This window comes from Pseudomonas citronellolis, assembly GCF_029335315.1.
Classification (GTDB): domain Bacteria; phylum Pseudomonadota; class Gammaproteobacteria; order Pseudomonadales; family Pseudomonadaceae; genus Pseudomonas; species Pseudomonas citronellolis_A.
The window spans coordinates 1-11,032 of sequence record NZ_JARJLT010000352.1; the positions used below are offsets into that span (position 1 = coordinate 1).

At 69.1% G+C, this 11,032-nt stretch carries 11 protein-coding genes; 1 reads left to right on the forward strand and 10 read right to left on the reverse strand.

The features are described from left to right. Positions 1-76: 76 nt before the first annotated feature. The 10 genes from P3W75_RS26635 to zur all read right to left on the reverse strand — a co-directional run bounded on the left by P3W75_RS26635 (position 77) and on the right by zur (position 10,089). The gene (locus P3W75_RS26635) at positions 77-1,207 is read right to left on the reverse strand and encodes an acyl-CoA dehydrogenase family protein (RefSeq protein WP_276230315.1); all 1,131 of its coding nucleotides are present in this window, start codon (positions 1,205-1,207) and stop codon (positions 77-79) included. Positions 1,208-1,217: 10 nt separating this feature from the next. After that, complete coding sequence (locus P3W75_RS26640; RefSeq protein ID WP_276230316.1) at positions 1,218-2,408, reverse strand: acyl-CoA dehydrogenase family protein; 1,191 nt, start codon at positions 2,406-2,408, stop codon at positions 1,218-1,220. A 9-nt stretch (positions 2,409-2,417) separates the two neighbouring features. Then, a complete protein-coding gene (locus tag P3W75_RS26645) occupies positions 2,418-4,499 on the reverse strand; it encodes a 3-hydroxyacyl-CoA dehydrogenase NAD-binding domain-containing protein (protein WP_276230317.1) in 2,082 nt (693 codons plus the stop codon). A gap of 390 nt (positions 4,500-4,889) precedes the next feature. Continuing rightward, positions 4,890-5,672 (reverse strand): MetQ/NlpA family ABC transporter substrate-binding protein, encoded by a 783-nt coding sequence (locus tag P3W75_RS26650; protein ID WP_276230318.1) that lies wholly within the window; start codon positions 5,670-5,672, stop codon positions 4,890-4,892. 45 nt (positions 5,673-5,717) lie between these two features. After that, on the reverse strand, positions 5,718-6,383 hold the full coding sequence (locus tag P3W75_RS26655; RefSeq protein WP_276230319.1) for a methionine ABC transporter permease: 666 nt from the start codon (positions 6,381-6,383) through the stop codon (positions 5,718-5,720). After that, positions 6,380-7,390 carry a methionine ABC transporter ATP-binding protein gene (locus P3W75_RS26660; protein WP_276230320.1) on the reverse strand — a complete coding sequence of 337 codons (1,011 nt, stop codon included), beginning with the start codon at positions 7,388-7,390 and terminating at the stop codon, positions 6,380-6,382. The genes P3W75_RS26655 and P3W75_RS26660 overlap by 4 nt, the downstream gene beginning before the upstream one ends. A gap of 195 nt (positions 7,391-7,585) precedes the next feature. Next, on the reverse strand, positions 7,586-7,960 hold the full coding sequence (locus P3W75_RS26665) for a hypothetical protein (protein WP_276230321.1): 375 nt from the start codon (positions 7,958-7,960) through the stop codon (positions 7,586-7,588). Between the two features lie 35 nt (positions 7,961-7,995). Continuing rightward, the gene (gene znuB / locus P3W75_RS26670; protein ID WP_276230322.1) at positions 7,996-8,784 is read right to left on the reverse strand and encodes a zinc ABC transporter permease subunit ZnuB; all 789 of its coding nucleotides are present in this window, start codon (positions 8,782-8,784) and stop codon (positions 7,996-7,998) included. Next, positions 8,777-9,583, reverse strand: coding sequence for a zinc ABC transporter ATP-binding protein ZnuC (znuC, locus tag P3W75_RS26675; RefSeq protein ID WP_276230323.1), 807 nt, complete (start codon positions 9,581-9,583; stop codon positions 8,777-8,779). The genes znuB and znuC overlap by 8 nt, the downstream gene beginning before the upstream one ends. Continuing rightward, the gene (zur, locus tag P3W75_RS26680; RefSeq protein ID WP_276230324.1) at positions 9,583-10,089 is read right to left on the reverse strand and encodes a zinc uptake transcriptional repressor Zur; all 507 of its coding nucleotides are present in this window, start codon (positions 10,087-10,089) and stop codon (positions 9,583-9,585) included. Before zur ends, znuC begins: the two co-directional genes overlap by 1 nt. Before the next feature lie 70 nt (positions 10,090-10,159). Between zur and P3W75_RS26685 the strand changes: the two genes are divergently transcribed. Continuing rightward, positions 10,160-11,032, forward strand: an 873-nt coding sequence (locus P3W75_RS26685) for a zinc ABC transporter substrate-binding protein (RefSeq protein ID WP_276230325.1), incomplete at its 3' end; no start/stop codon positions are given.

Consider the following 11,032-nt stretch of genomic DNA (forward strand, 5'->3'; position numbering starts at 1 on the left):
TCAGGCGCGGTGTAGCGGCGTATAACCGCGAACGGTTATACGCCCTACGATACCTGCGGTTCCGTGCCTGTGGGCGTCAGGCCACTTCCAGCAACCGCGCGTAGACCTTCAGGTGATGGTCGTCGTCGCCCAGCTGGTGGCCGAGCATCACCAGGCGCTTGGCGTGGTGCGCCAGCACGTATTCCCAGGTCATGCCGATGCCGCCGTGCAGCTGGATCGCCTGCTCGGCGATGAAGCGCCCGGCGCGGGTGACGATGAACTTGGCCGCCGCCAGGGTGCGGCTGCGCTCGGCGTCGTCGGCCTGGTCGGCCACGCAGGCGGCGAGGATCGCCATGCTGGTGGCCTGTTCCAGCTCGCTGCGCATGTCCACCATGCGGTGCTGCAGCACCTGGAACTTGCCGATCGGCATGCCGAACTGCTTGCGCGTCTTCAGGTAGTCCAGGGTCAGGTCGCAGGCTTCCTGCATGCTGCCCAGGGCCTCGGCGCACTGCGCGGCGATGGCCCGGCCCTGCTGGTAGCGCAGCGCCGCCAGGGCTTCGCCCGGCACGCCGACGGCCTCTGCCCGCGCGCCGTCGAGGAACAGTTCACAGGCCTTCTGGCCGTCGATGGTCGGGTACACGCGGCGTTCCACGCCGGGCTGCTGCGGGTCGACCAGGAACAGGCCGATGCCCGCCTCGTCGCGCGCGTTGCCGGACACCCGCGCCGATACCAGCAGCGCCGTGGCGCTCTGCCCGCCGATCACCACCGCCTTGCGGCCGCTGAGCTTCCAGCCATCGCCGGCCGGCTCCGCGCGGGTCTGCACGTCGTGCAACTGGTAGTGGCTCTGCGGCTCTTCCAGGGCCACCGCCAGCTGCGCCTCTGCGCTGGCGATGCGCGGCAGCCAGTGGTCTTTCTGCGCCGTGCTGCCCAACTGGGCGAGCAGCCCGCCGGCGTGCACCACCGATTGCAGGTAGGGCTCCAGGCACAGGCCACGGCCCAGTTCGGTGAGCACCAGCAGGCTGTCCACGCCGCCGCCGAAGCCACCGTAGGCTTCCGGCAGCGACACCGAGGTCAGCCCCAGCTCGCCCAGCTGGCGCCAGAAGTCCGCGCTGTAGCCCTGCTCGCTGGCGCCGAAGCCCTCGCGCTTGTCGAACGGGTAGGCGTCGCGCACCAGGCGCGCCGCGGTGTCCTGCAGCATCTGCTGCTCTTCGCTGAGTTTGAAGTCCATGCTCACGCCCTCACAGCTCGAGAATCATCTTCGAGACGATGTTCTTCTGGATTTCGTTGGAGCCGCCGAAGATCGACAGCTTGCGCAGGTTGAAGTACTGGCTGGCCGGCGCCGTCGCGTAGTCGGCGTGCAGCGGCGTGGCGTCGAGGTCGAATTCGTCCTCGATGAAGGGCAGCGCGTAGGGGCCGATGACCTTGCGCAGCAGGTGGCTGATGGCCTGGCGGATCTCGGTGCCCTTGACCTTCAGGATCGAGCTTTCCGCCCCCGGCACGCCGCCTTCGCGGGCGGCGGCGAGAATGCGCAGGGTGCTCATCTCGATGGCCATCAGCTGCATCTCCACCTCGGCCACCTGGGCGCGGAACAGCGGGTCTTCCAGCATCGGCTTGCCGTCGCACAGCTCGCGGCTGGCGACGCGCTTGAGGTGCGCGAGCACCGCCTTGGACGCGCCGATCCCGGCCAGGCCGGTGCGCTCGTAGGTGAGCAGGTACTTGGCGCAGGTCCAGCCGTCGTTCTCGCGGCCGACCAGGTTCTGCGCCGGCACCTTCACGTTGTCGAAGAAGACTTCGTTGACCTCGTGCTCGCCGTCCAGGGTGATGATCGGCCGCACCGTGATGCCGGGGCTCTTCATGTCGATCAGCAGGAAGCTGATGCCGCGCTGCTGCTGGGCCTCGGGGTCGGTGCGGACCAGGCAGAAGATCCAGTCGGCGTGCTGGCCGAGGGTGGTCCAGGTCTTCTGGCCGTTGACGATGTAGTGGTCGCCGTCGCGCACCGCGCGGGTCTTCAGCGAGGCCAGGTCGGAGCCGGCGCCGGGCTCGGAGTAGCCCTGGCACCACCAGTCGGTGCCGTCGAGGATGCGCGGCAGGTAGTGCGCCTGCTGTTCCGGGGTGCCGAACCGGATGATCACCGGGGCGACCATGTTCACGCCGAAGGGGATGGTACGCGGCGCGCCGAAGGCGGCGCATTCCTCCTCGAAGATGTGCTTCTGCACGGCGTTCCAGCCGGTGCCGCCGAATTCCTCCGGCCAGTGGCTGGCGTACCAGCCGCGCTCGCTGAGGGCGCGCTGCCAGCGCTGGTGGTCGTGTTTGTTCAGGTGCTTGCCCAGGCGCACCTTGCTGGCGATGTCCTGCGGCAGCTTGGCCTGGAGGAAGGCCCGGACTTCATCGCGGAAGGCCAGTTCGTCGGGGGTGAAGTGGATGTCCATGGCGGGTCCTCAGAGGTCGGCGAAGCGGCGGCCTTCGGCCACCAGACGTTCGAGCAGGGGCGCCGGTTCCCACCAGGCGCCGAAGCGCTGGTGGAACTCGCGGATGCGTTGCAGTACGTGGCTCAGCCCCAGGCTGTCGGCGTGGAACAGCGGGCCGCCGCGCCAGGCCGGGAAGCCGTAGCCGTTGAGGAAGATCAGGTCGACGTCGCTGGCGCGCTGGGCGATGCCTTCGTCGAGGATGCGCGCGGCCTCGTTGACCAGGGCGAACACGCAGCGCTCGACGATGTGCTGCTCGCTCACCGGCTGGCGCTGGATGCCGCGCGCGGCGGCGGAAGCTTCCAGCATGGCCGGCAGCGCCGGGTTGTCCTGCGGGGTGCGTGAGCCCTGCGGGTAGAGGTAGAAACCAGCGCCGCTCTTCTGCCCGAGCATGCCGGCGGCGAACAGGTGGTCGAGCACGCTGGGCAGGGTCTGCCCCGGCTTCAGGTTCGGGCGCTGGCGCTCGCGGATGGCGTGGCTGATGTCCAGCCCGGAGAGGTCGCGCACCGCCAGCGGGCCCATGGCCATGCCGAAGTCGCGCAAGGCGGCGTCCACCTGGGCGGGGCTGGCGCCCTCCTCCAGGAGGAATTCGGCCTGGCGGCCGTACTGGAAGATCATGCGGTTGCCGACGAAGCCGTCGCACACGCCGACCGCCACGGAAACCTTCTTCAGGCGCTTGCCCAGCTGCATGGCGCTGGCCAGCACCTCGGCGCTGGTTTCGCGGCCGCGCACCACTTCCAGCAAGCGCATGACGTTGGCCGGGCTGAAGAAGTGCAGGCCGACCACGTCCTGCGGGCGGCGGGTGAAGGCGGCGATGGCGTCGAGGTCCAGCGACGAGGTGTTGCTGGCGAGGATGGCGCCGGGCTTGCACACGGCGTCCAGGCGCTCGAACACCTGGCGCTTCACTTCCAGGCTTTCGAACACGGCTTCGATGACCACGTCGACCTCGGCCAGGGCCGCGTAGTCGAGCACGCCTTCGAGCAGGGCCAGGCGTTTCTCCATGGCCTCGGCGCTCAGGCTGCCGCGCTCGACGCTGGCCTGGTAGGTGCCACGGGCGCGTTGCAGGGCGCGTTCGAGGGCGGCGGCGTCGACTTCCAGCAGCTTCACCGGGATGCCGGCATTGGCGAAGCACAGGGCGATGCCCACGCCCATGGTGCCGCCGCCGATCACCGCCGCCGTGCGCACCTCGCGCACCGGGGTGTCGGCCGGCAGGCCTGCGATCTTCGCCGCTTCGCGCTCGGCGAAGAAGGCGTGGATGAGGGCGGCGCGCTGCGGCGACTCCAGGCATTCCTGGAACAGCTCGCGCTCGCGCTGCAGGCCCTCGGCCAGGGGCAGGCGGGTGGCGGCTTCCACCGCCGCCACGCAGCGCAGCGGCGAGAACAGGCCGGGCATGCGCTTCTGCACTTCGGCGTGCTTGGCGGCGATCAGCTCGGCGGCCGGCTCTACCGGCAGCTCGCCGGTACGGCGCGGGCCACGGCCTTCGTCCAGCAGGCGGCCGGCGAAGGCCAGGCCGGCTTCGGCCAGGTCGCCGTCGACGATGCCGTCGAGGATGCCGTACTCCAGCGCCTGCGGCGCCTTCACCGGGTTGCCCGAGACGATCATTTCCAGCGCCCGCGCCACGCCGGCCAGGCGCGGCAGGCGCTGGGTGCCGCCGGCGCCGGGGAGCAGGCCGATCTTCACTTCCGGCAGGCCGACCTGGGCGTCGGCGCGGGCGAGGCGGTAATGGCAGGCCAGGGCCACTTCCAGGCCGCCGCCCAGGGCGGTGCCATGGATCACGGCGACGCTGGGCTTGCTGGCGGATTCGATGGCCTCGACCACTTCGGGCAGCGAGGGCGCCTGCGGCGGCTTGCCGAATTCCTTGATGTCGGCCCCGGCCATGAAGGTGCGGCCGTCGCAGACCAGCACCACCGCGCGCACCGCGGCGTCCGCCTCGGCCTCGCGGAAGGCCGCCAGCAGCCCGGCGCGAACCGCCAGGCCCAGGGCGTTGACCGGGGGATTGTCGACTTTGATCAGGGCCACGTCAGCGTGACGTTCGACCCGCACTACCTCGGACATGCTCAGCGTCTCCGTCGTTGATCTTGTTGTTTAACGGAATCATGTTTCGCTGTGCAGAATACGAAGATCATTGGGGGTTGTCGAGTATCCACTCGTCCACAGACCGTAGGGCGAATAACGCCTTGGGCGTTATCCGCCGAATCTACGCGCGATGGGTGGCGGCGGATAAGCGCGAACGCTTATCCGCCCTACGGGGGCGGGGGGAGGAATCGCAGACAAAAAAAGACCGCTTTCCCCTGCCTGAGTATGGAAAAGCGGTCTTGAAGCTAGAAAAGAAGTTGTGGAGCCACCGTTATAGAAGCCCGGTGTTTCAGCCTGTTTACAGCGCGCAGAAAAAAGCCGCGCCCCTTGCGGGGGCGCGGCTCCTTCAGCGGCGGGCGCGGGCTTCGATCAGAAGGCCGGGACCACGGCGCCCTTGTACTTCTCGAGGATGAACTGCTTCACCTCGGGGCTGTGCAGGGCGGCGGCCAGTTTCTGCATGGCGGCGCTGTCCTTGTTGTCCGGGCGGGACACCAGGATGTTCACGTAGGGCGAGTCGGAACCTTCGATGGCCAGGGCGTCCTTGGTCGGATTCAGCTTGGCTTCCAGCGCGTAGTTGGTGTTGATCAGCGCCAGGTCGACCTGGTTCAGCACGCGCGGCAGGGTCGCGGCTTCCAGTTCACGCACCTTGATGTTCTTCGGGTTCTCGACGATGTCCTTCGGGGTGGCGGTGATGCTCTTCTCGTCCTTGAGCTTGATCAGGCCGGTCTTGGCCAGCAGCAGCAGGGCGCGGCCGCCGTTGGTGGCGTCGTTGGGGATGGCCACGGTGGCGCCGGCGGGCAGCTCGTCGAGCTTCTTGTACTTGCTGGAGTAGGCGCCCAGCGGCTCGATGTGCACGCCGGTGACGGCTACCAGGCTGGTGCCCTTGGACTTGTTGAACTCATCCAGGTACGGCTGGTGCTGGAAGAAGTTGGCGTCCAGGCGCTTCTCGGCGACCTGGGTGTTGGGCTGCACGTAGTCGGTGAACTCCTTCACTTTCAGCTCCACCCCTTCCTTGGCAAGGATGGGTTTGACGAAGTTGAGGATTTCCGCGTGCGGCACCGGGGTGGCGGCCACGCTCAGGGTGTCGGCGGCCTGCGCGAGGGGGGCGGCGATGACCGCGGCGGCGGCGAAGGCGGCAAGCAGTTTCTTCATGGAGCGCTCCTTTTGGGATTTTCCTGTGGCCCGCGGGCCTTGTGGTTATTTGCGGGAGTAGTGGACCACCAGCTTGTCGCCGACGGTCTGGAGAATCTGTACCAGCACCACCAGCATGATCACCGTGAGCAGCATCACGTCGTCCTGGAAGCGCTGGTAACCGTAGCGGATGGCCAGGTCGCCGAGGCCGCCGGCGCCGACCACGCCGGCCATCGCGGTGTACGACACCAGGGTGATGGCGGTGACCGTGATGGCCGCGATGATGCCCGGGCGGGCCTCGGGCAGCAGGGCGTTGCAGATGATCTGGCGGGTGCTCGCGCCCATCGCCTGGGTGGCCTCGATGATGCCCTTGTCGACTTCGCGCAGGGCGGTTTCCACCAGGCGCGCGAAGAACGGCGTGGCGCCCACCACCAGCGGCGGGATGGCCCCGGCGACGCCCAGCGAGGTGCCGACCAGGATCACCGTGAGCGGGATCAGCACGATCAGCAGGATGATGAACGGCAGCGAGCGCAGCACGTTGACGATGAACGCCAGCACGCCGTAGATGCCGCGGTTGGCGAACATCTGCCGGGGGCCGGTGAGGAACAGCAGCACGCCCAGCGGCAGGCCGAGGATGACGGTGAACAGCAGCGAGCCACCGAGCATCCAGAAGGTGTCGAGGCTGGCCTGGAGGATCTCCGACCAGTCGATGTTCACAAAGAAATCGCTCATGCGCGCAGCACCTCCACATGCACCTCGGCGGCATTCAGCTGGCTCATCGCCGCTTCCATGTCACCGCCGACCAGGGCCAGGGTCAGCTGGCCGTAGGGCTGGTCCTTGATGCGGTCGATGCGCCCGGCGAGGATGCTGTAGTCCACCCCGGTCTGGCGCGCCACGGTGCCCAGCAGCGGGGCGTAGGTGGCCTCGCCGCGGAAGGTCAGGCGCAGGATGCGCCCCGGCACGTGGGCGAAGTCGTCATGCTGCTCGCCCTCGTCGACCCGCTCGGCCTCGAAGACGAAGCGTCGGGTGGTCTCGTGCTGTGGATGCAGGAACACGTCGGCCACCTCGCCCTGCTCGACGATGCGCCCGGCGTCCATCACCGCGACGCGGTCGCAGACGCGGCGGATCACGTCCATCTCGTGGGTGATCAGCACGATGGTCAGTTGCAGCTCGCGGTTGATCTCCGCCAGCAGTTGCAGGACCTGGCCGGTGGTTTGCGGGTCCAGCGCGCTGGTGGCCTCGTCGCAGAGCAGCAGTTTCGGCCGGCAGGCCAGCGCGCGGGCGATGCCGACGCGCTGTTTCTGGCCGCCGGAAAGCTGCGCCGGGTACTTGCGGGCGTGGTCCTGCAGGCCCACGCGCAGCAGCAGTTCGTCGACCCGCGCGGTGATCTCGGCGGCGCTGAAGCCGCCGGCGAGCTTCATCGGCATGGCGATGTTCTCGGCGACGGTCTTGGACGCCAGCAGGTTGAAGTGCTGGAAGATCATCCCGACGCGCTGGCGGAAGCGCCGCAGGCCGTCGGCGTCGAGGGCGGTGATGTCCTCGCCGTCGATGACGATGCGCCCGCCGCTGGGCTCTTCCAGGCGGTTGATCAGGCGCAGCAGGGTGCTCTTGCCGGCGCCGGAATGGCCGATCAGGCCGAATACCTGGCCGGCGCCGATGTTCAGGCTGGTCGGCTGCAGGGCGGGAATGTCGCGGCCGGCGACGCGGTAGGTCTTGTGGACGTCGTGGAATTCGATCACGTGGCGAACCTTGTGGGTACGGCGAAGTGTGGGACTGGCGCGGGTTACCGGGGTGCCCTGGCAACGAGCGTAGGCGCTCGACCAAAACCGCGCATTTTACCCTGCTTTCTTATGGCTGATTAATCCTTGTTCAGATAAGCGCAGAGCGAAAGGGAATAAGGCGGGATAGACGGCCGCGATGCCGTCAGGCGCGCCTCAGGGCGCGCACTTGACCGACTCGACGGCCTTCGGCTGGCCGATGTCCTTGACGTCGGCGGCCAGCGCCGGGGCGCGTGGCATCAGTGAGCGGGCGCGGGCCAGGGCGGCGCTGGCGCCGTTGACGTCGCCGGCCTGCAGGGCCTCGCGGCTGCGTTGCAGGTAGGCGTCGGCCAGGCGCTGGCGGCGCTCGGCCAGTTGCGCGGCGTCCTCGTGTTCCTGGCCGAGCTGCAGTTGCGCGCCCTCCAGTTGGCCGGCGGCCAGCTTGGCCTCGAAGGCGCTGGCGGGCTGGGCCGGTTGCGACAGGCTCTGGCAGGCGCCGAGCAGCAGGGCCACGGCGAAGAGGGAAAGCAGGCGAAGGGCAAGGGACTTCATGCCGGGTACTCGGTTGTTCAAAAAATCACCAAATTCTACACCGTCCGCCGCGGCAGGACAAAACTCAGCAGGAACAGCGCGGCGGCGCTGACCACGATGGAGGGCCCGGCCGGGGTGTCCTTGAACCACGACAGCGACAGCCCGGCGCACACCGCCACCAGGCCCACCAGGGTGGCGCCGACGGCCATCTGCTCGGGGCTGCGCGCGTGGCGCTGGGCGGCGGCCGCGGGAATGATCAGCAGCGAGGTGATCAGCAGCACGCCGACGATCTTCATGGCCACGGCGATGACGATGGCGATCAGCAGCATCAGCGCCAGGCGGATGGCGGTCACCGGCAGGCCCTCGACCCGCGCCAGCTCCTCGTGCACGGTGATCGCCAGCAGCGGCCGCCACAGCCAGCAGATCAGCCCCAGCACCAGGGCGCTGCCGGCGACGATCCACAGCAGGTCGGTCTGGCTCACCGCCAGCAGGTCGCCGAACAGGTAGGCCATCAGGTCCACCCGCACTTCCTTCATGAAGCTCAGGGTCACCAGGCCCAACGACAGGGTGCTGTGCGCGAGGATGCCGAGCAGGGTGTCGGCGGCCAGCGGCTGGCGCTGCTGCAGGGTCACCAGCAGCACCGCGAGCAGCACGCAGCCGACGGTCACCGCCAGGGTCGGGCTGACGTCGAGGAGAAAGCCCAGGGCCACGCCGAGCAGCGCGGCGTGGGACAGGGTGTCGCCGAAATAGGCCATGCGCCGCCAGACCACGAAGGAGCCCAGGGGGCCGGCGACCAGCGCCAGGGACAGCCCGGCCAGCAGCGCGTAGAGAAGGAAATCAGCCATGGTTGCAGTCGGGGCCGTGCTTGTGGAGCGGCGTCAGTTTGCCCTGGATGGCCAGGCCGGCGCCCTGCGGCACCACCTCGCCATGCAGGTCGTGGGAATGGTCGTGATGGTGGTGGTATACCGCCAGGCTGCGGGCGTCCTGGCCGAACAGCTCGACGAAGGCCGGGTCGCCGCTGACCTGCTCGGGGTGGCCGTGGCAGCACACGTGGCGGTTCAGGCAGACCACCTGGTCGGTGGTGCTCATCACCAGGTGCAGGTCGTGGGAGACCATCAGCACGCCGCAGCCCAGGCGGTCGCGCAGGCGGGTGATCAGGCGGTACAGCTCGGCCTGGCCGGCGACGTCGACGCCCTGCACGGGTTCGTCGAGCACCAGCAGCTGTGGCTTGCGCAGCAGCGCGCGGGCCAGCAGCACGCGTTGCAGTTCGCCGCCGGAGACGGTCTGCAGCGGGCTGTCGATGACGTGCGCGGCACCCACTTCGCCGAGCGCCGCCAGGGCCTGCTCACGGCCCACGCCCGGCACCAGGCGCAGGAAGCGCAGCACCGAGAGCGGCAGGGTCGGGTCGACGTGGAGCTTCTGCGGCATGTAGCCGATGCTCAGCTTCGGCTGGCGCCACACCGTGCCGCTGTCGGGCTTGAGCAGGCCGAGCACGCTGCGCACCAGGGTGGTCTTGCCGGCGCCGTTGGGGCCGATCAGAGTGACGATCTCGCCGGCGCCGATGCTCAGGCTGACGTTCTGCAGCACCGCCTGCCCGGCATAGCGCACGCCCACCCCTTCGAGGCGGACCAGGGCCTGGCTCATCAGGCCTCCCGCTGCTTGGGCGCGCAGGCGGCGCAGAGGCCGACCACTTCGACGGTCTGCGTCTCGACGGCGAAGCCCACGCCCTGGGCGCCGGCGACTATCGCCTCGCTGATGGCCGGCTGCTCCAACTCGATGGCGGTGTGGCAGGCGCGGCAGATGAGGAACTGGCCCTCGTGGGCGTGCTCGGGATTGTTGCAGCCGACGAAGGCGTTGAGCGAGGCGATGCGGTGCACCAGGCCGTTTTCCAGGAGGAAGTCCAGTGCCCGATAGACGGTCGGCGGCGCGGCGCGGCGGCCGTCTTCCTCGCTCAGCACGGCGAGGATGTCGTAGGCGCCCAGCGGCTTGTGGCTCTGCCAGACCAGTTCCAGCACGCGCCGGCGCAGCTCGGTCAGGCGCACGCCCTGGCGCGCGCAGAGCGCGTCGGCTTCGGCCAGGGCGCCGGCCACGCAGGTGGCGTGGTCGTGCGGGCGGCAGGCTAGCGGGGTGTTGGGCATCAGCTTGTACATGCGGCGGCGACGCTCGGGTTCGGAGACGTTATTATATTACCCTTTACCTCCCTTCCCGTGTGAGTTCGCCGTGACCCTGCGCCCCTCCGCCCTGCTTCTCGCCTGCTGCGCCCTGCTCCTGAGCCTTGGCGCGCGCGCCGACGTCAGCGTGCTGACCAGCATCAAGCCGCTGCAACTGATCGCCGCCGCCGTCCAGGATGGCGCCGGCACCCCGGACGTGCTGCTGCCGCCCGGCGCCTCGCCGCACAGCTACGCGCTGCGCCCCTCGGACGTGCGCCGGCTGCGCGACGCGCGGCTGTTCTACTGGGTCGGCCCGGACATGGAAGTGTTCCTCGACAAGCCGCTGCAGGCGCGCCAGGGCCCGAGCGTGGCGGTGCAGGATCTGCCCGGCATGCACCTGCGCAAGTTCGTCAACTTCGAGACCATGAGCCACGCCGACTACGAGGATCACGACCACGATCACCGCCCCGGCACCGTGGACGCGCACCTCTGGCTGCTGCCGGCCAACGCCCAGCTGATCGCCGCGCGCATGGCCGAGGACCTGGCCATCGCCGACCCGACCAACGCCAGCCGCTACCAGGCCAACCTCAAGGCCTTCGACGAGCGCATGGAGCAGCTCGACGCGCGCCTGAAGCAACGCCTGGCGCCGCTGGTGGGCAAGCCCTACTTCGTCTTCCACGAAGCCTTCGACTACTTCGAGGAGGCCTACGGCCTGCGCCACGCCGGGGTCTTCGCGCTGTCGGCGGACGTACAGCCGGGCGCCAGGCACGTCGCCGCGATGCGCGCGCAGCTGCAGAAGGCCGGCCCGGCCTGCATCTTCAGCGAACCGCCGATCCGCCCGCGCCTGGCCGACACCCTCAGCGCCGGCCTGCCGGTGCGCCTGGCCGAGCTGGACGACCTGGGCATGGGCGTCAAGGTCGACGCCAACGGCTACGAGAACCTG

What these genes read in the sequence shown, in the direction of transcription:
- P3W75_RS26635 (WP_276230315.1), bottom strand. Translation starts at nt 1,207, where the DNA reads ATGGACTTCAAACTCAGCGAAGAGCAGCAGATGCTGCAGGACACCGCG.
- P3W75_RS26640 (WP_276230316.1), bottom strand. Translation starts at nt 2,408, where the DNA reads ATGGACATCCACTTCACCCCCGACGAACTGGCCTTCCGCGATGAAGTC.
- P3W75_RS26645 (WP_276230317.1), bottom strand. Translation starts at nt 4,499, where the DNA reads ATGTCCGAGGTAGTGCGGGTCGAACGTCACGCTGACGTGGCCCTGATC.
- P3W75_RS26650 (WP_276230318.1), bottom strand. Translation starts at nt 5,672, where the DNA reads ATGAAGAAACTGCTTGCCGCCTTCGCCGCCGCCGCGGTCATCGCCGCC.
- P3W75_RS26655 (WP_276230319.1), bottom strand. Translation starts at nt 6,383, where the DNA reads ATGAGCGATTTCTTTGTGAACATCGACTGGTCGGAGATCCTCCAGGCC.
- P3W75_RS26665 (WP_276230321.1), bottom strand. Translation starts at nt 7,960, where the DNA reads ATGAAGTCCCTTGCCCTTCGCCTGCTTTCCCTCTTCGCCGTGGCCCTG.
- znuB (WP_276230322.1), bottom strand. Translation starts at nt 8,784, where the DNA reads ATGGCTGATTTCCTTCTCTACGCGCTGCTGGCCGGGCTGTCCCTGGCG.
- znuC (WP_276230323.1), bottom strand. Translation starts at nt 9,583, where the DNA reads ATGAGCCAGGCCCTGGTCCGCCTCGAAGGGGTGGGCGTGCGCTATGCC.
- zur (WP_276230324.1), bottom strand. Translation starts at nt 10,089, where the DNA reads ATGTACAAGCTGATGCCCAACACCCCGCTAGCCTGCCGCCCGCACGAC.